The organism is Vibrio sp. V42_P2S4T144 (assembly GCF_009904715.1).
GTDB classification, from domain to species: Bacteria; Pseudomonadota; Gammaproteobacteria; order Enterobacterales; family Vibrionaceae; genus Vibrio; species Vibrio alginolyticus.
The window spans coordinates 1-22,966 of the sequence record NZ_WXWS01000295.1 but is presented as its reverse complement, the minus strand read 5'-3'; the positions used below and the strand labels follow the sequence as shown (position 1 = coordinate 22,966).

General features: G+C 46.3%; 20 protein-coding genes. 15 read left to right on the top strand and 5 right to left on the bottom strand.

The window, feature by feature from the left end; genetic code table 11:
- Positions 1 to 2 precede the first annotated feature (2 nt).
- Both CAG68_RS10265 and CAG68_RS10260 read left to right on the top strand, forming a co-directional pair.
- A complete protein-coding gene (locus tag CAG68_RS10265; protein WP_161441105.1) occupies positions 3 to 1,316 on the top strand; it encodes a methyl-accepting chemotaxis protein in 1,314 nt (437 codons plus the stop codon).
- A gap of 391 nt (positions 1,317 to 1,707) precedes the next feature.
- Positions 1,708 to 2,586 (top strand): DMT family transporter, encoded by an 879-nt coding sequence (locus tag CAG68_RS10260; RefSeq protein WP_017634269.1) that lies wholly within the window; start codon positions 1,708 to 1,710, stop codon positions 2,584 to 2,586.
- 46 nt (positions 2,587 to 2,632) lie between these two features.
- Here the strand turns inward: CAG68_RS10260 and CAG68_RS10255 are convergent, their stop codons facing one another.
- The 5 genes from CAG68_RS10255 to CAG68_RS10235 all read right to left on the bottom strand — a co-directional run bounded on the left by CAG68_RS10255 (position 2,633) and on the right by CAG68_RS10235 (position 7,650).
- Positions 2,633 to 3,541 carry a hydroxymethylglutaryl-CoA lyase gene (locus CAG68_RS10255; RefSeq protein WP_161441104.1) on the bottom strand — a complete coding sequence of 303 codons (909 nt, stop codon included), beginning with the start codon at positions 3,539 to 3,541 and terminating at the stop codon, positions 2,633 to 2,635.
- Positions 3,541 to 4,380 (bottom strand): enoyl-CoA hydratase-related protein, encoded by an 840-nt coding sequence (locus CAG68_RS10250; RefSeq protein WP_086047314.1) that lies wholly within the window; start codon positions 4,378 to 4,380, stop codon positions 3,541 to 3,543. The genes CAG68_RS10255 and CAG68_RS10250 overlap by 1 nt, the downstream gene beginning before the upstream one ends.
- 29 nt (positions 4,381 to 4,409) lie before the next feature.
- Complete coding sequence (locus tag CAG68_RS10245) at positions 4,410 to 6,014, bottom strand: carboxyl transferase domain-containing protein (RefSeq protein WP_086047315.1); 1,605 nt, start codon at positions 6,012 to 6,014, stop codon at positions 4,410 to 4,412.
- A 25-nt stretch (positions 6,015 to 6,039) separates the two neighbouring features.
- The gene (locus CAG68_RS10240; protein ID WP_005387610.1) at positions 6,040 to 7,209 is read right to left on the bottom strand and encodes an isovaleryl-CoA dehydrogenase; all 1,170 of its coding nucleotides are present in this window, start codon (positions 7,207 to 7,209) and stop codon (positions 6,040 to 6,042) included.
- 66 nt (positions 7,210 to 7,275) lie between these two features.
- Positions 7,276 to 7,650, bottom strand: coding sequence for a MerR family transcriptional regulator (locus CAG68_RS10235; RefSeq protein ID WP_017821195.1), 375 nt, complete (start codon positions 7,648 to 7,650; stop codon positions 7,276 to 7,278).
- A gap of 275 nt (positions 7,651 to 7,925) precedes the next feature.
- On the opposite strand from CAG68_RS10235, the gene CAG68_RS10230 reads away from it, so the two are divergent.
- The 13 genes from CAG68_RS10230 (at position 7,926) to CAG68_RS10170 (ending at position 22,855) form a co-directional block, all read left to right on the top strand.
- Positions 7,926 to 9,137: an acetyl-CoA C-acyltransferase gene (locus CAG68_RS10230; protein WP_025767662.1), complete on the top strand. Its 1,212-nt coding sequence runs from the start codon at positions 7,926 to 7,928 to the stop codon at positions 9,135 to 9,137.
- 23 nt (positions 9,138 to 9,160) lie between these two features.
- Positions 9,161 to 10,654 carry a CoA-acylating methylmalonate-semialdehyde dehydrogenase gene (locus CAG68_RS10225; RefSeq protein WP_017634263.1) on the top strand — a complete coding sequence of 498 codons (1,494 nt, stop codon included), beginning with the start codon at positions 9,161 to 9,163 and terminating at the stop codon, positions 10,652 to 10,654.
- A gap of 19 nt (positions 10,655 to 10,673) precedes the next feature.
- Positions 10,674 to 11,828 (top strand): acyl-CoA dehydrogenase family protein, encoded by a 1,155-nt coding sequence (locus CAG68_RS10220; RefSeq protein ID WP_161441103.1) that lies wholly within the window; start codon positions 10,674 to 10,676, stop codon positions 11,826 to 11,828.
- Positions 11,829 to 11,866: 38 nt separating this feature from the next.
- Entirely contained in the window at positions 11,867 to 12,652 is a 786-nt protein-coding gene (locus CAG68_RS10215) for an enoyl-CoA hydratase (RefSeq protein WP_161441102.1), read from the top strand.
- 8 nt (positions 12,653 to 12,660) lie between these two features.
- The gene (locus CAG68_RS10210; RefSeq protein ID WP_161441101.1) at positions 12,661 to 13,800 is read left to right on the top strand and encodes a 3-hydroxyisobutyryl-CoA hydrolase; all 1,140 of its coding nucleotides are present in this window, start codon (positions 12,661 to 12,663) and stop codon (positions 13,798 to 13,800) included.
- An 11-nt stretch (positions 13,801 to 13,811) separates the two neighbouring features.
- Positions 13,812 to 14,717: a 3-hydroxyisobutyrate dehydrogenase gene (gene mmsB / locus CAG68_RS10205; RefSeq protein ID WP_005375775.1), complete on the top strand. Its 906-nt coding sequence runs from the start codon at positions 13,812 to 13,814 to the stop codon at positions 14,715 to 14,717.
- A gap of 110 nt (positions 14,718 to 14,827) precedes the next feature.
- Positions 14,828 to 15,586 (top strand): SDR family oxidoreductase, encoded by a 759-nt coding sequence (locus CAG68_RS10200; RefSeq protein WP_005375778.1) that lies wholly within the window; start codon positions 14,828 to 14,830, stop codon positions 15,584 to 15,586.
- A 798-nt stretch (positions 15,587 to 16,384) separates the two neighbouring features.
- Positions 16,385 to 17,266: a ubiquinol oxidase subunit II gene (cyoA, locus tag CAG68_RS10195; RefSeq protein WP_005388604.1), complete on the top strand. Its 882-nt coding sequence runs from the start codon at positions 16,385 to 16,387 to the stop codon at positions 17,264 to 17,266.
- A gap of 5 nt (positions 17,267 to 17,271) precedes the next feature.
- A complete protein-coding gene (gene cyoB / locus CAG68_RS10190; RefSeq protein ID WP_005375781.1) occupies positions 17,272 to 19,308 on the top strand; it encodes a cytochrome o ubiquinol oxidase subunit I in 2,037 nt (678 codons plus the stop codon).
- Positions 19,298 to 19,900: a cytochrome o ubiquinol oxidase subunit III gene (cyoC, locus tag CAG68_RS10185; RefSeq protein ID WP_033906953.1), complete on the top strand. Its 603-nt coding sequence runs from the start codon at positions 19,298 to 19,300 to the stop codon at positions 19,898 to 19,900. Before cyoB ends, cyoC begins: the two co-directional genes overlap by 11 nt.
- Positions 19,900 to 20,211 (top strand): cytochrome o ubiquinol oxidase subunit IV, encoded by a 312-nt coding sequence (gene cyoD / locus CAG68_RS10180; RefSeq protein ID WP_005375783.1) that lies wholly within the window; start codon positions 19,900 to 19,902, stop codon positions 20,209 to 20,211. Before cyoC ends, cyoD begins: the two co-directional genes overlap by 1 nt.
- Entirely contained in the window at positions 20,172 to 21,086 is a 915-nt protein-coding gene (gene cyoE, locus CAG68_RS10175; protein ID WP_033906955.1) for a heme o synthase, read from the top strand. The genes cyoD and cyoE overlap by 40 nt, the downstream gene beginning before the upstream one ends.
- 662 nt (positions 21,087 to 21,748) lie before the next feature.
- Positions 21,749 to 22,855: an NADH:flavin oxidoreductase gene (locus CAG68_RS10170; RefSeq protein WP_054729379.1), complete on the top strand. Its 1,107-nt coding sequence runs from the start codon at positions 21,749 to 21,751 to the stop codon at positions 22,853 to 22,855.
- The last annotated feature ends 111 nt before the right edge of the window (positions 22,856 to 22,966 follow it).

The following is a 22,966-nucleotide window of genomic DNA, read 5'->3' as shown; positions in this document are numbered from 1 at the left end:
TCATGTTTTTTAATAAGTCGCTTCAACAAGAAAATCAACGATTAAAGCAGGAGTTGCAAATCCTGCAGCAAATCCAAACCAGTTTAGATGAAGAGATGATCCGCTTAACATTGGATAGTAAAGGCCTCATTACTTCTGCAAATACCAAACTACAGCAAGAACTTTTCTTACATGATGATGAGATCTTAACGAAATCAATTACTGAATTGGTACCGTCAAATTCGCGCAATACAGACCACTTTCATCGAATGAAGAAAGCCGTCCAAGATAAAGTGTTCTGGAATGGGGCATTGCAAGTACAGAAAGGTAATGGTGAGGAAGCCTGGTTAAGAACGATTATCCAGCCTGTTTTAAATGAGCGCAGAGAAGTAGAAAGCTTTTTTGTTTTTGCTTCTGAACTTACGCGAACGATCAAATCATCTCGTGAGCAAGAGGACATGCTAAATGCATTAAGTCGTTCTATGGCGGTGATTGAGTTCACATTAGATGGCCATGTTTTAAAAGCCAACGATAATTTCCTAAACACAATGGGTTATACGCTTGATCAGATTCTAGGGAAGCATCATCGCATGTTTTGTGATCAGGAAGAGTCGAGCTCTCAAGCTTACCGTGAGTTTTGGCAACGTTTAGCAAAAGGGCAATTTTCATCAGAGCGATTCAAACGAGTTAACCGTTATGGTGAAGAGGTGTGGCTAGAGGCTTCATATAACCCTATCCATAACGACAGAGGAGAGCTCTACAAGGTCGTTAAGTTCGCGACAGATATTACCCAGCAGGTGATGCAGGAACAGAAAATGGCCCAGGCTGCGCAATTGGCGAATGAAATCTCGCAAGAAACTGGAACACAAACCCTGCAAGGGCAAGAGGTTATAGGCTCAACGTTAGAAAAGATGCAGATACTTTCCGAGCAAATGCAGCAAGCGAACACCGCGATTGACGAGCTAAAAGCGCACTCATCGCGTATTAGCGAGTTGGTAAATAGCATCAGTGGTATCGCTGACCAAACTAACTTATTGGCGTTAAATGCGGCGATAGAAGCGGCTCGTGCGGGTGAGCATGGTAGAGGTTTTGCCGTTGTTGCTGATGAAGTCAGACAGCTTGCTACAAGAACCAATGCAACCACCGATGAAATTGTCACAATGGTCAGTGAAAACCTACAGCGAACAGATAACGCAGTTAAGCTGATCGCTAAATGCCAAAAAGAAGCACTAGATACGCTAGAGCTCTCTGAAAAAGCAGGCAATGTGATGAATGAAATACAAGATGGCGCTAGCCGTGTTGTAGAGGCCGTGGAGCAATTTAACCGCTCGTTGTAGTTAATCAATAAGTTTTCATTGTAGGGGCGATGGGTAAAAAGCAATTCGCCTTATTCAACCTGTATTGAGGAGCGTTGAAGTCGCAATACTACTCCTGCCGCAGTCAAGTTAAGCGTTTTGAAGGGGAGGTAGTTCGACACCCGGTACAGGTTTTAGCCAGTTTGCTTGCTGTATAGAATGCTAAAGTAATTTAGTATGCGAAAAGGCTTGCCTTAAGACTTTGCCTGCATTTAATGTATCTAGCAGCAGAACTTCAATCTGCGTGACAACAATACAGGAGAGGATCGGGCTTTCACTTTTTCGCTCGACACAAACCCCTTTCAAATTTACACAATAGCGCAGTAAAACTCTCTTGCTGCGCTATTGTGTGTTCCATATTTTGTGAGTACTTATGTTTAACTCAGAACGCAAAGCGACGGTTATTCTGGTTGCGACGACGATGATCGCGGCACTTGGCTGGATATTCTCTAAGGAAACAATACAGGGTTTACCACCTTTTGGCTTTATTGGGGCGCGATTTACTATCGCTTCGCTCTGCTTACTGCCTCTATGTTACCGACCTTTGCTGAAAGCAAACTTAAAAGATGTGCTTTCTGCTGGTGGTGTCGGGCTCCTGTTAGGCAGTGCCGTTATGACATGGATTTACGCTATTTCTATCAGTGATACTCTCGGGGAAGGCGCATTTATCATGAGCCTTTCCATGCTGTTTGTGCCGATTGTTGCATGGGTTATGTTTCGTCAACGACCACAACGAATTTTCTGGCTTTCTTTGCCTATCGCTGTATTAGGTCTTGCTTGTCTTTCTTTAGTTGGTGGCTGGAAACAATCGGCCAGTCAATTGTGGTTTCTTGGTGCAGCACTGGTTTTGGCGCTTCATTTTAATGTGAACAGCAAATACTCTCAAAAACTACCTGTGCTGCTGCTTACTTGCGTGCAACTTTTTTCAGCAGGTTGTTTAGGTTTGTTGGTTTCATTTTTTATGGAATCTTTCCCGGTAGAGGTGGACTCCTCTATTTGGTGGTGGTTTGCGTTGAGTACCTTATTAGCGACGAGCTTGCGTTACGTAATGCAAACCATGGGGCAAAAATTTGTTCAGGCAGGTAACGCTGCTCTAATTATGATATTAGAACCAGTTTGGACGGTTATTCTGAGCGTGCTGTGGTATGGCGAAGTACTAACGGCAAATAAACTAGTAGGTTGTGTGCTTATCTTATTTTCTCTAATTATTTATCGTACTGGCGGGCGGTTTCGCTTCCCTACCCGAAAGTAGAGCAAATTAACTTGGGTTGGGAGAATTTGAGGTACCGGATGGCCTTCTACGAAAGTGATAATACGCGGTTACGCAATGCTAATGACACTTTTGATGTAGGCTGCCGACCCAGCTCTTCGCTGATCATCCAGCCAGCTTTAGCCAGTAGCTCTAAGTCGATCCCTGTTTCTATTCCTAACCCTTGGCACAAATACAGTACATCCTCCGTTGCGACATTTCCTGATGCGCCTTGAGCGTATGGGCATCCACCCAGCCCAGCTACACTACTGTCGATGGTATTGATGCCCATACTCAGTGCCTGATAAATGTTGGTGAGAGCTTGTCCCCATGTGTCGTGGAAATGGACAGCAAGCTGGCGAAGAGGTGCAACCAACATGACGGCTTCCAGCATAGCAGCGATACGGTTTGGCGTGCCTGTACCGATTGTGTCGCCTAGAGACACCTCATAACACCCTAAATCGATGAGTGATTTGACCACGCTCGCCACTTGTTTAGGGGCTGTCGGGCCATCGTAAGGGCAGTCGGCGACGCAGGATAGATAGCCACGAACCGGGATGCCGTGTTTGGTGGCTAATCGCATTACAGGTTCGAAGCGAGTTAGGCTTTCTGCAATCGAGCAATTGATATTGTGCTGGCAGAATCCTTCTGAGGATGAAGTGAAAATCGCGACCTGATTGGCGTCAGCCTCCAACGCTTGTTCTAAGCCTTTTAGGTTTGGAGTCAGGGCAGAGTAGGTAACATGATTTCGCCGTGTTATTGCTTTCATGACCTCTGTTGAGTCCGCCATTTGTGGCACCCATTTGGGTGAGACAAAAGAGCCCACCTCAATATGCGTTAACCCAGTATCAGAGAGTAAGTTGATCAGCCGGATTTTAGTCTGGGTCGCAACAGGAGATTCATTTTGCAACCCATCTCTAGGACCTACTTCGACAATCTTTACTTTGGAAGGTAGCATTACTTGTCCTGTGACTTGGTGACCCAACTTGGGCTACGTTTTTCAAGAAACGCTTGCAGCCCATCTTGACCTTGGGGTGATACTCTAATGTCCGCAATGAGCTTGCTAGTATAGTGAATCAGTTGTTGATCGATGGGGTTTTGATGACATTGATGGCAGAGCGTTTTCGCTTTACGCATCGCATCTGGGCTATTAAGTAGCAACGTCTTGATTACGCTATCGACCGCATTTTCAAGCTGTTTGGCTTCTTTCACTTCGTGCACAATACCAAACCGTTCGGCATCTTCGGCTGAAATGACTTCACCACTTAAGATATAGCGTCTAGCTTGTCTATTCCCCATCGCGCGCATGACGTAAGGCGCAATGGTCGCTGGAACTAAACCAAGCTTAACTTCACTTAAGCAAAAGTTGGCACTTTGGCTTGCGATGGCGATATCACTACAACAAATCAACCCTAAAGCACCACCATAAGCGGAACCTTGAACAACTGCGATGGTGGGTTGAGGGAACGAATCTAATGTTTCCATGAGTCTTGCCAAGTTTTGGGCATCAATGAAGTTATCTTGCCTCGTGCTGTCGGCCATCGACTGCATCCAATTCAAATCGGCCCCGGATGAAAAATGCTTACCGTTACTTCTTAATACCAAGCACCGCACATCCGTTCGTAAAGCGAGATAATCTAGGCGGTGGATCAGCAAGTCGATCGTACAAGCGTCAAAAGCATTGTGTTTGGCTGCTCTGTTTAGGGTAATGGTCGCTACGCCATTATCATCGACATGCCAAAGAACATCATCTTGCCTTTGGGCGTTGGGAATAATGCTTGGTTGCATTTCCTGCATACTTACTTCCTTAATTCATCTTTGGATGTTTACATTCTGAAGACGCCAAACTCGCTATCAGGAATGGGGGCGTTTAATGCTGCCATTAACGCTTGACTCAACACCTGACGCGTTTTTTTAGGGTCAATAATTCCGTCATCCCATAGCCGAGCACTCGCAAAATAGGGATGTCCTTGTGTTTCATACAAGTCTATGATCGATTCTCTAAAAATGTGCTCTTCTTGCTCTGACCACGCTTCCCCCTGACGTTCCTTCGCGTCTTTTCGAACTTGTGTTAAAACGCCTGCTGCTTGTTCTCCGCCCATCACAGAAATACGCGCGTTCGGCCACATCCACATCATGGTTGGATCATACGCTCGGCCGCACATGCCGTAATTACCAGCGCCGTACGATCCACCGATGATCACGGTAAACTTCGGCACGTCAGCACAAGCGACGGCCATCACTAACTTGGCGCCATGTTTTGCGATGCCTTCTTCTTCAACCTTTTTTCCGACCATAAAGCCGGTAATGTTTTGGAGAAAGAGAAGCGGTGTTTTCCGTTTGGCGCACAGCTCAATAAAGTGCGCGCCTTTTTGTGCCGATTCAGAAAACAAGATACCGTTGTTTGCCACAATACCAATCAAGTGTCCTTGAATACGAGCGAAGCCACACACTAGCGTTCTGCCATACAAGGCTTTGAATTCGTCGAAATCAGAATCATCGACGATGCGGGCAACAATTTCTCGAACGTCGAATGACAGTCGTAAGTTGGCATTCACGATTCCGTAGATTTCTTCTGCGTCGTAGCGGGGAGGAAGCACGGTGTTTTCTGGCTTAACAGGTCTTGTTCTATTGGCATTGGCAATGGCTTCTCTCGCAAGCATTAGGGCATGTTCATCATTTTCAGCGTAATAATCTGCGACACCAGATTTCCGACAATGCACGTCTGCACCGCCGAGCTCTTCACCCGTCACGACTTCGCCAGTGGCTGCTTTCACCAAAGGTGGTCCCGCCAAAAAAATGGTGCCTTGCTCTTTAACCATAATGGAGACATCCGCCATGGCAGGAACGTACGCGCCCCCAGCAGTGCAAAGCCCCATCACAACAGCAACTTGGGGGATGCCTTTCGCTGACATTCTCGCTTGGTTAAAGAAAATGCGACCAAAGTGTTCTTTGTCGGGGAAGACGTCGGACTGATGAGGGAGATTTGCGCCACCGGAGTCCACCAAATACACGCAGGGGAGTTGGCAACGTTGGGCAATCTCTTGCGCTCTAAGGTGTTTTTTTACCGTGAGTGGGTAGTAGGTTCCGCCTTTTACCGAAGCATCGTTGGCGATGACCATGCATTGAATCCCCTCTATGATACCAATGCCGGCGATAACACCAGCGCAGGGGATCGCCTCGTCATACACTTGCCAGGCGGCAAACTGGCTGATTTCAAGAAAGTCAGTGTTGTCATCAAGCAAGCGCGCGATGCGTTCTCGTGCGGGGAGTTTTCCTTTTTGCCTCTGGTGCTGAATGGCTTTTTCACCGCCGCCCTGTTTGATGGTCTCGATGTGTTGATTAAGTTGAGTGACCAACGTTTCCATCACGGCTTTATTGGAAAGAAATAACTCGTCAGTTGGCTTAGTTTTACTTTTGATAATGGCCATAATGACTTCCTTGTCGTATGTTCTGTTAGCGAGATTCTTCGAACAGCTCTCGGCCTATTAACATGCGGCGAATCTCTGAGGTACCCGCGCCGATTTCATAAAGCTTTGCATCACGTAGCAAACGACCAGCAGGGTATTCATTGATGTAGCCATTCCCACCGAGCAGTTGTATTGCATCGAGTGCCATTTGTGTGGCGAGTTCTGCACTGTACAAAATCGCGCCAGCGGCGTCTTTGCGTGTTGCGTTACCTCGATCACAAGCCGCTGCGACGGTATATACATACGCTTTTGCTGCACTCATTCGAGAGTACATATCGGCGATCTTGCCCTGAACTAACTGAAACTCGCCAATGGATTTTCCAAACTGCTCTCGTTCATGTACGTACGGGACCACAATGTCCATGCAAGCTTGCATTATCCCGAGTGGTCCGGCAGCGAGGACGACGCGCTCGTAATCCAGCCCACTCATTAACACCTCGACGCCTTGATTCAACTCGCCAAGAATATTCTCTTTTGGCACTACGCAATGGTTAAATACAAGTTCGCAAGTATTCGAGCCTCTCATGCCTAGCTTGTCCAGCTTTTGAGCATGAGTGAAACCTGCGAAGTTACGTTCAATAATGAATGCGGTAATGCCACGTGAACCTGCGCTGACATCTGTTTTAGCGTAAAGCACCACTACGTCAGCATCGGGCCCGTTTGTTATCCACATTTTGTTGCCATTCAGTACAAAATGGTCGCCCTTGTTCTCCGCTTTCAGTTGCATGCTTATCACGTCTGAACCGGCATTGGGCTCACTCATCGCTAGGGCGCCAACGTGCGTACCATCAATGAGTTTTGGAAGGTATTTTTCGCGTTGAGAAGGCGTGCCGTTACGAAAGATTTGGTTGACGCACAGGTTAGAATGAGCGCCGTAGCTTAAAGCGACAGACGCAGAGGCACGGCTGATTTCTTCCATGGCAACAACATGAGCGAGGTATCCCATGCCTGCACCACCAAGCTCTTCATCGACGGTCACACCAAGCAACCCCATTTCTCCCAACAAAGGCCATAAATGATTCGGGAACTGGTTATCGCGGTCTATCTCAGCGGCGATGGGCGCAATATGTTCCGTAGCAAAGGCATTAACGTGTTCTCGGAGCATATCGATGGTATCACCAAGTCCGAAATTGAGTGGGGTATAGGTGCTTTTCATAACGTCTCCCGGTATCAGAGGTAGGGTGGAAAAGCCTGTAGCGGTCTTGCTAATTGAGTATAGCGTTTATGTCTGCTTGCTTTTGAGTGTTTGAATACAACGCTCCTTAGCGGCATTCAACTCAGCCATAACGACGCTGATGTCGTTGAGTTGTTGTTGTAGGACAGCTTGTTTCTCTTCAATGATATTGAGCATTTTCAATAACTGTCCTTCGGTTTGTTGCATGTCGTAGAGCTCGAAAAGTTCACGAATTTCTGCTAACGAAAAACCGAGTCGTTTCCCTCTTAAAATCAGTTTGAGGCGAATTCTATCCCTGCGTTGATAAACGCGCATATTGCCTTTTCGCTCTGGTTCAATCAGACCCACGTCTTCATAAAACCGGATACTGCGAGTAGTAATATCAAACTCCTTGGCGAGGTCACTGATCTTGTATTTTTCCATAACATACTTACCTCGAATAAAAATCCAGTTTCTGGAAATCGAACCTTAAATGGGAAGGCCGAACATCAACTTTGAAATATAAACGTCTGCTTGGTGTGTTTTTTCATCTCATTGTAAAGGCTAGTGCTATGCTTACGTAAACGTCAAGAAATCGCGGAATGAAAGTTTGTTAGTGAAAAAGGCGATAAAGGCTGGTGTGGCGCTTGGTGAGTAATTCTATGTAGGGTGTCATCAGTCTGCCAAGTGTTCACATATACCTTAAGGGAATGCGAATCATGGGAAAAGACATCTGGATTGTCAGCGCGAAAAGAACGCCAATTGGGCGCTTTCAAGGCAAGTTGCAAACTTACTCTGCTCCTCAATTAGGCGCACTGGCGATCAAGGCGGCAATGCACGAAGTGAATGTGACTTCGGTGGATGAAGTGTTCATGGGATGTGTGCTTCCAGCAGGGTGTGGACAAGCTCCTGCGAGGCAAGCATCTATGGGGGCAGATCTTCCTTTGGGTGTAGGGTGCACCACCATTAACAAAGTGTGTGGCTCTGGCATGAAGAGCGTCATGTTAGCGCACGATCTCATTAAAGCTGGAACGATTCGCTCTGCCATTGCTGGTGGTATGGAAAGTATGACCAATGCGCCGTATCTGCTGAGGGAGGCGAGAAAGGGAATGCGTATGGGGCACCAGTCTGCGTATGACCACATGTTTCTCGATGGGCTACAAGATGCTTACGAAGGGCACTTAATGGGTGTTTATGCTCAGCAAGTCGCTGACAGGCTTAAGTTCACCAGAGAGCAAATGGATGAATGGGCCGTGATGTCGGCAAAACGTGCGTTGGAAGCTCAAGAGCGAGGCTTGTTTGCCGATGAACTTTCGCCGGTTTCACTCAATACCAAGTCAGAACAAGCGGTGCTGAACTACGATGAGCACCCTCGCTCGATTGACCTTGGTAAAATTCCTCAACTCAAACCTGCATTCGATGAAAAAGGTACGGTGACCGCTGCTAATTCGAGTGCCATTTCAGATGGCGCAGCGGCTCTTGTGCTTATGGATGAAGACACTGCGCGTCATCAGGGGCTTAAACCACTTGCGATCATCAAGGCGCACTCTACACATGCCAGAAAACCTGCAGAATTTACTTTGGCACCCGTCTACGCAATTGAGCAACTGCTGTTCCAGCTAGATTGGTCAATTTATGAAGTGGACCTGTGGGAAATCAATGAAGCCTTTGCCGTCGTGACACAAATAGCGGTGGCGGAACTTGGACTAGATACGAGCAAAGTAAATATTAAAGGTGGAGCCTGTGCGCTTGGGCATCCGATAGGGGCTAGTGGCGCACGAATTCTGGTGACATTGATTCACAGTTTGCGTCAGCTACAAGCGTTAGGCACCAATGGTGATCTCGAAGCCAAAAAAGTGATGCGGGGTGTTGCGTCACTTTGTATCGGTGGTGGAGAAGCCACGGCGATAGGCATTGAAATACCGCTTTAATTGAAATCAGAAAGGAGTAAATGATGACTCGTTTGGTTCCCTTGTTTATTGGTGGCGAGTTTCGTGAATCTCAAACATCGGATTGGGTTGAGGTAACCAATCCCGCCACTAATGATGTCATTGCGTACGTTCCATGTTCCACAGAGCACGAGATGGAAGCCGCCATTGATAATGCGAAAGAGACATTCCAATCTTGGAAGGAAGTGGCAGTATCCGAGCGTGCCAGAGTCATGCTTCGCTATCAGCACTTGCTCAAAGAACATCATGATGAGCTTGCCACACTGCTTTCTCATGAGACGGGTAAGATTTTAGCGGATGCCAAAGGCGATGTGTGGCGTGGTATCGAGGTGGTTGAGCAGGCGGCAAACATTGCTAGCAACATGATGGGAGAAACCGTCGAAAACGTTGCCACGGATATTGATAGTTACTCAATGATTCAGCCCTTAGGTGTGTGTTGTGGGATCACGCCGTTTAACTTTCCTGCCATGATTCCGTTGTGGATGTTCCCAATCGCCATCGCTGCGGGCAATACGTTTGTGCTCAAACCCTCCGAACAAGTGCCATTGACCTCTATTCGTTTAGCCGAACTATTTGAGCAAGCCGGCGCGCCAAAAGGGGTGTTGCAGATCGTTCATGGCCGCAAAGAGCAAGTCGACTTTCTGCTGGCTCATCCTGATATTCGAGCGGTGTCATTTGTTGGCTCGGTTCCTGTTGCCCGTTATATCTACACTACGGGTACGAAACACTTTAAACGCGTTCAAGCTTTTGCTGGTGCTAAAAATCACATGGTGATCATGCCTGATGCGAACAAGGAACAAGTGGTGAATAACTTAGTGGGGTCCTCCGTTGGGGCGGCGGGGCAGCGTTGTATGGCAATTTCTGTTGCGGTATTTGTCGGCGATTCAAAACAATGGATTACAGACCTTAAACAGGCAATGGCGAAAGTACACCCAGGGCCTTGGGACGATGAGCAAGCTGCTTATGGCCCACTGATCAGTGAGCAAGCCAAACAACGCGTATTGGACCTAATCGAAGATGGCAAACAACAAGGCGCAGTGTGTGAACTGGATGGCAGTCAGTGTGAAGTGGAAGGCTTTCCCGATGGAAACTGGATTGGCCCAACCTTGTTTAGCGGTGTAACAGCGAATATGTCGATTTACACGCAAGAGATATTTGGCCCTGTTTTAGTTTGTATGGAAGTCGAAACGTTGCAAGAGGCCATTGAGTTGGTGAATCGCAACCCATACGGGAACGGCACTTCCATTTTTACGGCTAATGGCGCTGCTGCGAGAAAATATCAGCATGACATTCAAGTCGGTCAGGTTGGGATCAATGTGCCTATTCCAGTCCCTTTACCATTTTTCTCCTTTACTGGTTGGAGAGGCAGTTTCTATGGTGATTTACATGCGTATGGTAAACAAGCGGTACGTTTTTATACCGAGACTAAAACGGTGACGGCACGTTGGTTTGATGACGATATTCCAACGGGGCCTAATTTGACCATCCAACTGCGCTGAGTGAATAGAAGGAGCTTTTATGGACTTTGAACTTAATGAAGATCAACGTGCATTTGCCGATACCGCTCAGCAATTTGCCGATGAGTGTTTAGCACCGATGGCGGCGGAGTGGGATGAAAAGCAGATCTTCCCCAAAGACGTATTGAGAGAGGCGGGGGAACTGGGGTTTCTCAGTCTCTACACTCCAGAAGCGCAAGGTGGCCTAGGGCTGAGTCGCTTGGATGCTTCAATTATCTTTGAACAACTGGCCATGGGATGTACGTCCACTACGGCGTTTATGACGATTCACAACATGGTCAGTTGGATGATAGCCAGTTTTGCTACCGATGAAGCCAAAACGCAGTTCTGTCCGAAATTAGTTACGGGGGAGTGGTTAGGCTCCTATTGCTTAACCGAGCCTAATGCGGGGTCGGATGCCGCTTCGTTGGCCACAACCGCGAGCAAAAAAGGTGATACTTACGTGCTGAATGGCTGCAAAACCTTTATCTCTGGCGCAGGAGAGACAGATGTTTTGGTCGTGATGGCGCGAACCGGAGATGAGGGTGCCAAAGGCGTGTCCGCATTTGTTGTTCCTGCTCACGCTGATGGTATCAGCTATGGGCGCAAAGAACCCAAAATGGGTTGGAACAGCCAACCAACACGAGCGGTTACTTTTGAAAATGTCGTTATTCCAGCTAGCCATTTACTGGGCGAAGAAGGGCAAGGTTTTGTCTTTGCGATGAAAGGGCTTGATGGAGGGCGTATAAATATTGCGACCTGTTCCGTCGGTACGGCTCAACAGGCCCTTAATCAGGCGGCACGGTACATTCAAGAGCGTAAGCAGTTCGGCAAGCCGCTTGCGCAGTTTCAAGCCTTACAATTCAAATTGGCAGACATGGCGACAGAGCTAGTGGCTGCGCGGCAGTTGGTGCGCTATGCCGCCAGTAAACTCGACCGAAATGACCCTGATGCTACGGCTTATTGCGCGATGGCAAAACGGTTCGCAACCGATGTGGGCTTTCAGGTTTGCGACCACGCGCTGCAGCTTTATGGTGGCTATGGTTACATCAAAGAGTATCCAATGGAGCGTCATTTCAGAGATGTGCGTGTGCATCAAATTCTGGAGGGAACGAACGAAATTATGCGTTTAATCATCGCACGTCGTTTGCTCTCTGAGGAGTCGGCTTTGCTTTAGCAAAGTATGGTATTTGCTCATTGAGAAAGGATTCAGATATGCCATTAACCCAAGCAGCCATTCAACATACGATCACTAATCACGTTGCGGTGGTGACGATAAACAACCCGCCAGCCAATACGTGGACAGCAGAGAGCCTCAAGGTACTGAAGTCGCTGATACTCACACTTAACAATGATAAGCAGGTCTACGCACTGGTTTTAACCGGCAGTGGAGAAAAGTTTTTCTCTGCTGGTGCGGATCTCAAGCTATTTTCTGATGGTGACAAAGTGGTTGCGTTAGACATGGCGCGATGCTTTGGTGAAGCTTTTGAAACGCTCTCTGAATTCCGTGGTGTTTCCATTGCCGCCATTAATGGTTACGCCATGGGCGGAGGGTTAGAAGTGGCATTAGCTTGTGACATTCGAGTCGTTGAAGAGCAAGCGGTACTTGCTTTACCAGAAGCCAAAGTCGGACTTTTGCCCTGTGCTGGTGGTACCCAAAACCTCACAGCGTTAGTGGGGGAAGGCTGGGCAAAGCGCATCATTTTATGTGGAGAGCAAGTCAGCGCTGACAAAGCAAAAGAACTAGGCCTAGTTGAGGAGTTGGTTCCCAAAGGCGAAGCTTTAAGTAAAGCGATGGAGCTTGCTGAATCTGTTTCGAACCAGTCGCCATCTTCTGTCGCCGCATGTAAGGCGCTCATTCAAAATATGCGCTCTGCGCCACTTCAGCACGGCTTAATGAAAGAGCGAGAGTTGTTTCTGAATCTTTTTGATACGGAAGATCAAGTCGAGGGTGTTCGCGCCTTTTTAGAAAAACGCCCACCGCAATGGAAAAACCGATAGGAGGCCACATGGCAGGGATGGTAACCATCAGTGAAATAGAGTGCTTAGATGGCGTGCACCGCATTGGTATCGCAACGTTAGACAACACCGCTTCATTGAATGCATTGACGTATGACATGTTGGTCCAACTTAACGATCAGCTTATCAAGTGGCAAGATGATCCACATATGGCTTGTGTGGTACTGACTGGCGCTGGAGAAAAAGCATTCTGTGCTGGTGGTGATGTTCGAGCTATGTATCACGTCATGCATAACGAGAGTAAAGAAAAAATCGTAGAGTTCTGTACGAACTATTTCTCGTTGGAGTATGAGTGTGACTATCTCATCCACACTTACAACAAACCCATTATCGGTTGGGGAGAAGGTATTGTCATGGGCGGTGGGATGGGGCTTTTTATGGGAACCAGCCATAAAGTTGTGACAACAACATCACGCCTTGCTATGCCAGAAATCAATATTGGACTGTATCCCGATGTGGGAGGTACGTGGTTTTTAAGCCAGATAGATCCGCAAGTGGGTTTATTCCTCGGATTGACAGGTTCAATGGTAAATTCAAGTGACGCTGTCACTATTGGTTTGGCCGATTGGTCACTGTTGGAAGAGCAGTATCCCACCTTACTGGATGAGCTAAAGCGGCTCCAGTGGGGCAAAGAAGACGCGAAAGAGTTGGTAACTGCACTACTACAGTTAATGGAAGAACAAGTTATTGATAGCAAACCAACCACGCAAATTTGTCCATACTTAGATCAGATAGAGGAAGCGTGCAAAGGCTTTGATCTTAATGCGATAGCACAGCGAATCATGACTATCGAAGGGAATAGCCAGTGGATAGAAAACGCGAAACAAACGTTCGCATCGGGCAGTCCGATCACCGCGCATATTTGCTTTAGACAAGTGAAAGAGTACCACAGCTTACCGCTTGCAGATTGCTTCCGTTTAGAGTTGAGTTTGTCGGTTCGCAGTGCCTTATTAGGTGAATTTAAAGAGGGCGTCCGTTCTCGGCTTATTGACCGGGATGGCGAACCTAACTGGATGTTTAACAGTGTCAGTGAAGTCGATGAAGATGTCATCGATACCTTGTTTACCTCACTTTGGCCGGATGACGAACATCCGCTTGCTGATTTGGGTGAACAAACACTAGGTCAATAAGGAGAATGATCATGAGTACCATCGCATTTATCGGTTTAGGAAGAATGGGGCATCCGATGGCGCAAAACTTACTCGCGTCTGGATTTAACGTGCAAGTATTCGATGTCGATAGCGAAGCCGCAAAGCAACTAGTACCTTTTGGTGCGGTGGTGGCGAGCTCTATTGAGGAAGTCGTGGATGGTGCTAGCACAGTCATCACGATGCTACCAGCAGGGTCTCACGTTCGTTCCGTGTATCTTGGTGACTTACATGGTGGCGTAGGTGTCCTCAATCTTGTCTCGCCAAGTACCTTGATGATTGATTGTTCAACCATTGATCCGGACTCTGCGCGATTAGTCGCCAATGAAGCGGCAAATAAACGCGTGTTGTTTGTCGACGCGCCCGTTTCGGGGGGCGTTGCTGGCGCTAAAGCGGCGACATTAACCTTTATTGTTGGTGGTTCGGATCAAGCGTTTTCTAAAGCCAATGCCATTTTGCAGTATATGGGAAAAAATGTTTTCCATGCTGGCAAAGCAGGCGATGGTCAAATGGCGAAAATCTGTAACAACCTTATGCTCGGCATTTTAATGTCTGGTACGTGCGAGGCATTAAACCTAGGTATCGATCATGGACTCGATCCAAAAGTGCTATCAAACATCATGCTGCAAAGCTCTGGCCGAAATTGGGCATTGGAGCTTTACAATCCTTGCCCAGGCGTGATGGACAGTGCGCCAGCCAGTCACGATTACCAACCGGGCTTTATGAGCAAACTCATGCTGAAAGATCTCGGCTTGGGGTTAGATGCGGCGTTACAAACACATTCTTCGGTTCCGATGGGGTCGTTAGCGCGCAACTTATATTCTTTCCACAACGCGAGCGGCCACGGCGAACTCGATTTCTCAAGCTTATTTGAGTTATACAAGAGTAAGAAAGGCTAGACCGAGTTTTGTGACAAACCAGCCCGAGATGGTGACGTAAAACGCGCATCATTTCGGCCAACTTAGACTGGTTGAGATAGAGAACATTACGAGCTATGGAGTGCACCAATATGGACATAAAAAGTAGTGTTATTGCCATTACAGGAGCAGGGCAGGGGCTTGGGCAAATGATGGCCATTACCCTTGCTCAAGCTGGCGCTGATTTAGCGTTGTTGGATGTAAACGCCAGTGGCTTAATGGAAACACAAGAGCAGTGTCGAATGCTGAGTGCGAAAGCGTTGACATATCAAGTGGATGTCACCAACGAAATCGATGTTGAAACCACGTTTGAAGCGATTATCCAAGATTTTGGTCAACTCAATGGGTTAGTCAATAACGCTGGCGTGTTAAGAGATGGGTTACTTGTAAAAGCAAAAGATGGCGTGATCAGTAAGATGTCTTTAGATCAATTCAATTTGGTCATGAACGTTAACGTGACAGGAACATTTTTGTGTGGGCGTGAAGCTGCCGTCAAGATGATTGAGAGTGGCTCCCAAGGCGTTATCATCAATATTTCTAGTGTTGCGAGAGCAGGGAATATCGGACAAACCAATTATTCTGCGTCAAAAGCGGCGGTCGCGACCATGGCGACAACATGGGCCCGTGAGCTCGCAAGATACGGTATTCGCGCGGCGGCGGTTGCACCAGGTGTAGTTCATACCGCGATGGCAGAGCAAATGAAACCAGAAGCCATAGAGCGATTAGAAAAGATGATCCCAGTTGGCAGGATGGGCGAAACAAGCGAAATCGCGCATGCAGTAAAATACATTATTGAGAGTGATTACTTTACTGGCAGGGTTTTAGAAGTGGATGGCGGTATTCGTATGTAAGTGACCACTTAAATAAGGCTCTGATAGACCTGAATAATAAGTTTCTTTCCATTTCAACATTTTCTATGTTGTGGAGTGCTAATTCTGCGCAACCCAAATGTATTTACAACTTATGTTTGGATTTACCTTGAGAATGATTTCTCGCAATCCAATAAAGAGATGTAAATACCACTCAAATATTAAGTGAAATCATTAATTTGATGCTGATCACACTTTTGGTTTTTTAGTTTCCGCTTCTCATTAAGGCTATCTGCGTAAATGAAGTTGATAGTCAGTCTCATCAATTTTAAGTTTCAACTATTTGTTTTTAAATAATTAATTGTTGAAGCACGAGAAATTCGTGTTGAGGTTAATATTCGATTTAAAGTGTGTAACTTCCATTAATGGAAGGTTAGTTTCCAGTTGTGGCTAATGAGCTTTAACTTTTTACTCCTCATAATGCGCCAAATGTAACATAGTGTTTCAAAGTGTAACAATAAACTCACACTAAGAGTGTGGTTTTGATCTCCACTCAATTCCGTTTTGTTTCGCTCTGAGCCCGACGTTACTCATGCTCAACACATAAACATTCTAATGACTATAACAACTGGTTCTTGGCTTGATACCAATCGTATCGTAGCAAATAACGGTTCATTCTAGCTGGTTAAATGCTTGATGACGAAGTTGAAAAATTGTAAGTAGAATAACTACTTATCGAAGTTTTTTCTTGTTCTCATACATTACCTCTGCGCTATTTGTGAGCTTTTATTTACTTTGATTGGCATCTGCTTTGAAACCAGACAACCATCGAGAAAGTTAATGGAAGCCTCAAGATATAAACGCATCTTGTCGAGGGGAAGTTTGGCGTCCGTCATACTTATGCTCTCAGGATGTAATTCAGCTTTACTTGACCCCAAAGGTGCCATTGGTGTGCAAGAAAAAGAGTTAATTATTACTGCTCTTTTGCTGATGTTGATCGTTGTAATCCCTGTGATTTTAATGACGATTTACTTCGCTTACCGATACCGCGCCTCTAACACTGAAGAAGAGTACGCACCCGAGTGGTCACACTCGACCAAAATCGAAGTGGTGGTATGGACAATTCCAATCATCATCATTGCGATTCTTGCGACGATCACATGGCGTTCAACTCATGAACTAGAGCCATCCAAACCTTTGGAAAGTGATGTTAAACCAATGACCATCGAAGTGGTGTCACTCGATTGGAAATGGTTGTTCATCTATCCAGAAGAAAACATTGCGACGGTGAACTATGTGGCGTTCCCGAAAGACGTGCCAGTGCAGTTCAAACTGACTTCGGACAACATCATGAACGCGTTTTTCATCCCTCGCTTAGGTACACAGATCTACGCGATGCCAGGAATGGTAACCAAGCTCAACCTGATAGCGAACCACGAAGGTGACTACAAGGGTTTTGCATCGAACTACAGCGGCGAAGGCTTTTCGCAAATGAAGTTCACAGCTTCAGCAATGTCTGATCGTGCTGCGTTCCTAAATTGGGTGCAGAAAGTGAAGGCGAGCCCTGATCGTATTGAAGATTGGGAGCAATACAGCTCACTGGCAGCGCCAAGTATCGCAGAGCCAGTCACTTTGTTCTCTAGCGTTCCTCCGTTCTTGTTCACCGACGTTGTGACTCAGCATCCTGGTTCAATGAACTGTTTGCCTGAAAACCAAGGATAATCGTAATGTTTGGAAGATTAACTCTTGATTCAGTTCCATTCCACGAACCTATTATCGTCATCACCCTAGCGGTTGTGGCGCTGGTTGGTTTAGCCGTAGTTTACGCGGTGACCAAAGCCGGAAAGTGGCAATATTTGTGGAATGAATGGTTTACTTCAGTAGACCATAAAAAACTTGGCTTCATGTACATCGCAGTAGCGATGGTGATGCTTGTTCGTGGTTTTGCTGACGCAGTCATGATGCGTAGTCAGCAACTCCTTTCTTCTGCGGGTGAAGCAGGTTACTTGCCACCGCATCACTACGATCAAATTTTTACTGCCCACGGCGTGATCATGATCTTTTTTGTAGCGATGCCATTGGTCATTGGTTTGATGAACATCATCGTGCCATTGCAGATTGGTGCACGTGACGTGGCTTTCCCGTATCTGAATAACTTGAGCTTCTGGCTGTTTGTTGTTGGTGTCATCCTAACAAACATGTCTCTCGGCTTAGGTGAATTTGGTCGTACAGGTTGGCTAGCGTATCCGCCGCTTTCAGGTATTGAGGCTAGCCCAGGAGTCGGGGTCGACTATTGGATTTGGGCGCTGCAGATATCAGGTGTTGGTACGACGTTAACAGGCGTGAACTTCTTCGCGACCATTTTGCGTATGCGTACACCGTCTATGCCAATGATGAAGATGCCAGTTTTCACTTGGGCATCTCTATGTGCAAACATTTTGATCATCATTTCATTCCCAATCCTAACGGTGACTATCGCTCTGCTTACGCTGGATAGATACCTAGGCATGCACTTCTTTACCAATGATCTTGGCGGCAACGTAATGATGTACGTCAACCTGATTTGGGCTTGGGGTCACCCAGAAGTGTACATCTTGATTTTGCCAATTTTTGGTGTGTTCTCAGAAGTCACCGCAACCTTCTCACGTAAAAAGTTGTTCGGTTACACATCGCTAGTTTGGGCTACCGTAGTTATCACGATTCTTGCGTTTGTCGTTTGGCTACACCACTTCTTTACGATGGGGTCTGGCGCGAACGTAAATGCCTTCTTCGGTATTGCCACGATGATCATTTCTATCCCAACAGGGGTGAAGATCTTCAACTGGCTATTCACCATGTACAAAGGCCGCATCCGCTTTACGACGCCAATGATGTGGACGGTGGGCTTCCTTATCACCTTTACTGTTGGTGGTATGACGGGCGTACTAATGGCTGTTCCGGGCGCAGATTTCGTTCTGCATAACTCAGTATTCCTTATCGCTCACTTCCACAACGTTATCATCGGTGGTGTGGTGTTTGGATGTTTCGCGGCGATTACTTACTGGTTCCCGAAAGCGACCGGTTTCACCATGAATGAAACTTGGGGCAAACGCGCGTTCTATCTTTGGATTATTGGCTTCCTAATGGCGTTCCTACCGCTTTACGCGCTGGGCTTTATGGGGATGACTCGTCGTTTAAGCCAAGACATCAACCCAGAATACTTCCCACTGTTGTCGATTGCCGCAGCAGGTACGGTTGTGATTGCGCTGGGCGTATTGTCTCAGTTCATCCAAATTTACGTGAGTATCCGTGACCGCGAGCAAAACCGTGATTTAACTGGTGACCCGTGGGGTGGTCGTACTCTTGAGTGGGCAACATCGTCTCCACCGCCGTTCTACAACTTTGCGCACCTACCAAAAGGTGATGTGCTGGATGCCTTCTGGTACCAGAAACAAAGTGGCGAGTTCGATCCAACTAAAGAAGTGGAATACGAACGTATTCATATGCCAAAAAACACGGCAACAGGTATCTACGTGTCGGCTTGGTCGCTCCTATTTGGCTTCGGCATGATTTGGTACATCTGGTGGCTAGCGGCGGCAAGTTTGGTCGGTATTATCGTGACGTGTATTCAGCATAGCTATAACGATGATGTGGATTACTACGTGGAAGTTGAAGAGATCAAAGCAATTGAGGCTGAACGTCGAGCTCAGCTTGAAGAAGCGAAGAAAAACTCAGTGAAAGACAGCGAAAGTAAAGATGATCTGGAGGTGACGTATGCAAACTAATATCGCAGCACATCACGACCATGATCACCACCATGACACGAATGGCAACAAGCTATTTGGTTTTTGGGTTTACCTGATGAGTGACTGCGTACTGTTTGCGACCTTGTTCGCGACATACGCTGTGTTGTCGAGCAATTCAATTGCGGGCCCAACAGGTAAAGACATTTTCGAACTCCCATTTGTGTTTGTCGAAACCATGCTACTGCTGTTTAGCAGTATCACATTTGGTTTTGGCATTATCGCGATGAAGCGCAACAACGTTGCTGGTCTCAAACGTTGGATGTTAGTCACGTTCGCGCTTGGTCTTGGCTTTATCTGTATGGAGGTCTATGAGTTCCATCACCTGATTGAAGAAGGCTATGGGCCACAAACAAGTGCATTCCTATCGGCATTCTTTACGTTGGTTGGTACGCACGGCCTGCACGTAACCTTTGGTCTGATTTGGTTAGCGGTAACGTATCATCAACTGTCGACGAAAGGTCTGAACGACAATATGGCAATGCGCTTTAACTGCTTAAGCCTATTCTGGCACTTTCTAGATATCGTTTGGATTTGTGTCTTTACCATCGTTTACTTACTGGGGGTAATGTAATGGATCAACATGTAGAAACCAGTTCGTCAGATTACGTGAAAGGCTTTATTGCCTCACTGATTCTGACGGTAATTCCGTTCTACTTTGTTTGGACGAAATCATTACCAGATACAACGACCTATGCGATTCTATTTGGATGTGCATTAGTGCAGATATTTGTTCACTTTAAATACTTCTTGCACATGGAAACAAAAACATCCGACGGACGTTGGAACCTTGTATCACTGATGTTTACCGCCATTGTTGTACTTATCCTTATCGCTGGCTCGGTATGGATCATCTACAACATGAACGTCAACATGAAGTTGTAGGCCAAGGTATGCTGAAAAGTTATTTGTCTATCACTAAACCGGGCATTATTTTCGGCAACCTGATTTCTGTTGCGGCGGGGTTCTTCCTCGCCGCAAAAACAGAACCAGCCAGTCTAATGTTGTTCGTTACGACGTTAGTTGGTGTTGGGTTAGTCATCGCTTCAGGTTGTGTGGTGAATAATATTTTCGATCGTGATATCGACCAAAAGATGGCACGTACACGAAATCGTGAAACAGTGAAAGGCAACATCAATATCGATATTGCGTTTGTTTATGCACTTGCATTATTGCTGGTAGGAACCGCACTGTTATTTATCCGAGTGAACCCACTATCCGCTGTCGTCGTGTTGCTTGGCTACGTGTATTACGTGTTCTTTTACACGATGTGGTACAAACGTAACTCGGTGTATGGAACCTTAGTGGGAAGTATCTCAGGCGCAGTTCCGCCATTGGTGGGTTACTTGGCGGTAACAAACTTCATTAGCTTGGAAGCGATTTTACTCTTTACCATGTTCTGTCTCTGGCAAATGCCGCACTCGTATGCCATTGCCATGTTCCGCATGCAAGACTACCGAGAAGCCGGGATTCCCGTATTGCCAGTTAAAGAAGGCATTCATAAAGCGCATCGACACATGAAAGCGTATGTCGTGGCGTTTGGAGCAGCATCATTGGGGTTATTTTTACTAGGTGAAGCCGGGTATGAATACTTAGCGGTTGCAGCGGTTGTTTGCTTTATGTGGACGAAAGTGACCTTTCGCAGCATTGATGACAACAACTACATCGCTTGGTCAAAGTCGGTGTTTAAAGTCTCACTGCTAGTGGTGATGGGGATCAGTGGTGTGCTTGGTGTCGAGTTGATTCCTCTAGCTCTGTAACAACCAAACCTAAGCGTTTGCTAAGCGCCAATATCTTTTGCTGCTGAATGCATGAATGACCTTACCTAGAAGTAAGGTCATTTAACTTTCTATTGTCCTTTGTTTTTCCTGTTCCTCCTCTAGCTTCACTATCACGTATTCATATCTAAAAGCAAAAACAACCAGTGTGTAAAACATAGTGGGTCGCCTGTTTCCGCTGACGCGTAATAATGCCAAGAGATAGCGACGATTAAGCCAAAAAGTATAAACAGCGCAATAACTCTATTTGCCATATGAGAATTCAATATCGATAGTTTGTAATGTAAACATTTGGGGTAGTGCTAGTTCCGATAGCAGCATACAAACTAACAATGTGAATGTTTGAGTTGAATCACCAGCTAGCGAAATACAAAAGCTTTACGACTGAAAGTGGGTGACGAAGCATCTTAACTCCAGTGAAATGAACACGATTAAGAATCATCCATTTACATAATCTAAAAACTCACTAAACCTTAACCCAGATTAAAGTTTTGTCGTCTCCGAGGCATTAAGGTGCGCCTGTAGTTTGCAGGTCTCAAGGATTCAGAGAAGGAACAGCCATACATCGTGTATCGCTGTTCCTTTTTCGTTCTTGTTTACTTGCGAAAAGATAAAACATAAAGACAACTTTAAGAGGACTGGTTTTGAGCATTTTGTTTTCCGAAGCCCGCATTGGCAACATGACCCTAAAGAACCGTTTTGTGCGAAGCGCAACGTGGGAGAACATGGCGACCGAAGATGGTCACATGACGGCAAAGCTTTACGATATTTACGAAACGCTTGCGAAAGGGGAAGTTGGGCTTATTGTCACGGGTTATGCCAATATCGTTGAAGAAGAGAAACCCAACGCAGGTATGATGGGGATCTACAACGACTCTTTTATTGAAGAATACAAAAAGCTAACAGAGCTAGTACATCAACTAGATTCTAAAATCGTGATGCAAATTGCTTACGGTGGCACCAAAACCACCCATAACGTCGGTGAGCGTGTCATCTTCGCTCCGAGTGACGTGCCTGAGCGTGGTACAAATACGCAAGGCAAAGCGATGACAAAGGATGAAATAGACTACATCGTAAAGGCATTCGTATTGGCGAGTAAACGTGCTCAAGACGCTGGTTTTGACGGCGTAGAGATTCATGCGGCGCACACTTATTTAATTAACCAGTTTTTAAGCCCGTACTATAATCGTCGAGAAGACGAATATGGCGGTGACTTAGAAAATCGCATGCGCTTTCTTTTAGAAATTTATTCTGAAACCAGAAAGCTGGTTGGAAGCGAATTTCCCATCCTCGTTAAACTGACGGCAACAGAGTTCTTTGACGGCGGTTTAACGTTCGATGAAACTCGCGTCGTCAGTAAGAAACTTGAAGAAGTAGGCGTTGATGCGATCATCGTATCTGGCAATATTCACGGCAAAGCAAACGAACTTGTTGGTCAAACGTTCGATGGTTACACACTACAAGAAGAAGGTTACTTTCACGAATATGGTCACGTGATCAGTCAGGACGTTAGCATACCGGTGATTACTGTCGGCGGGCTGAGCGACATTGATGCGATTGAGAAAATTGCAGAAAACACAGGTATCCAATTTTTTGCTGTGTCACGCCCTTTATTGGCTGAGCCACAGTTGATCAAACGTTGGAAAGAAGGCAATCGCGCACCAGTAGATTGTGAACGTTGCTCAAAGTGTCGTACCAAGCGTGGTAACTTTTGCGTGGTGTATAAGAACCGAAATCGTCGCAAAAAATAGAACGAAGCGAATACACAAATACAAATTAGCCTCCACTCTGAATATGGAGGCTTTTAATTATCCGCATGTTAATCGAACCATTATTTATCTTCTTTTTGATAGTTTAAATAA

Excerpts from the sequence above, each read along its gene's own strand:
- CAG68_RS10240 (WP_005387610.1), bottom strand. The coding sequence starts at position 7,209 with ATGAAAAGCACCTATACCCCACTCAATTTCGGACTTGGTGATACCATC.
- CAG68_RS10200 (WP_005375778.1), top strand. The coding sequence starts at position 14,828 with ATGGACATAAAAAGTAGTGTTATTGCCATTACAGGAGCAGGGCAGGGG.
- CAG68_RS10225 (WP_017634263.1), top strand. The coding sequence starts at position 9,161 with ATGACTCGTTTGGTTCCCTTGTTTATTGGTGGCGAGTTTCGTGAATCT.
- CAG68_RS10245 (WP_086047315.1), bottom strand. The coding sequence starts at position 6,014 with ATGGCCATTATCAAAAGTAAAACTAAGCCAACTGACGAGTTATTTCTT.
- cyoA (WP_005388604.1), top strand. The coding sequence starts at position 16,385 with ATGGAAGCCTCAAGATATAAACGCATCTTGTCGAGGGGAAGTTTGGCG.
- CAG68_RS10260 (WP_017634269.1), top strand. The coding sequence starts at position 1,708 with ATGTTTAACTCAGAACGCAAAGCGACGGTTATTCTGGTTGCGACGACG.
- cyoD (WP_005375783.1), top strand. The coding sequence starts at position 19,900 with ATGGATCAACATGTAGAAACCAGTTCGTCAGATTACGTGAAAGGCTTT.
- CAG68_RS10250 (WP_086047314.1), bottom strand. The coding sequence starts at position 4,380 with ATGCAGGAAATGCAACCAAGCATTATTCCCAACGCCCAAAGGCAAGAT.
- cyoE (WP_033906955.1), top strand. The coding sequence starts at position 20,172 with ATGGATCATCTACAACATGAACGTCAACATGAAGTTGTAGGCCAAGGT.
- CAG68_RS10215 (WP_161441102.1), top strand. The coding sequence starts at position 11,867 with ATGCCATTAACCCAAGCAGCCATTCAACATACGATCACTAATCACGTT.
- CAG68_RS10265 (WP_161441105.1), top strand. The coding sequence starts at position 3 with ATGTTTTTTAATAAGTCGCTTCAACAAGAAAATCAACGATTAAAGCAG.
- mmsB (WP_005375775.1), top strand. The coding sequence starts at position 13,812 with ATGAGTACCATCGCATTTATCGGTTTAGGAAGAATGGGGCATCCGATG.
- CAG68_RS10210 (WP_161441101.1), top strand. The coding sequence starts at position 12,661 with ATGGCAGGGATGGTAACCATCAGTGAAATAGAGTGCTTAGATGGCGTG.
- cyoC (WP_033906953.1), top strand. The coding sequence starts at position 19,298 with ATGCAAACTAATATCGCAGCACATCACGACCATGATCACCACCATGAC.
- CAG68_RS10255 (WP_161441104.1), bottom strand. The coding sequence starts at position 3,541 with ATGCTACCTTCCAAAGTAAAGATTGTCGAAGTAGGTCCTAGAGATGGG.
- CAG68_RS10235 (WP_017821195.1), bottom strand. The coding sequence starts at position 7,650 with ATGGAAAAATACAAGATCAGTGACCTCGCCAAGGAGTTTGATATTACT.
- CAG68_RS10230 (WP_025767662.1), top strand. The coding sequence starts at position 7,926 with ATGGGAAAAGACATCTGGATTGTCAGCGCGAAAAGAACGCCAATTGGG.
- cyoB (WP_005375781.1), top strand. The coding sequence starts at position 17,272 with ATGTTTGGAAGATTAACTCTTGATTCAGTTCCATTCCACGAACCTATT.
- CAG68_RS10220 (WP_161441103.1), top strand. The coding sequence starts at position 10,674 with ATGGACTTTGAACTTAATGAAGATCAACGTGCATTTGCCGATACCGCT.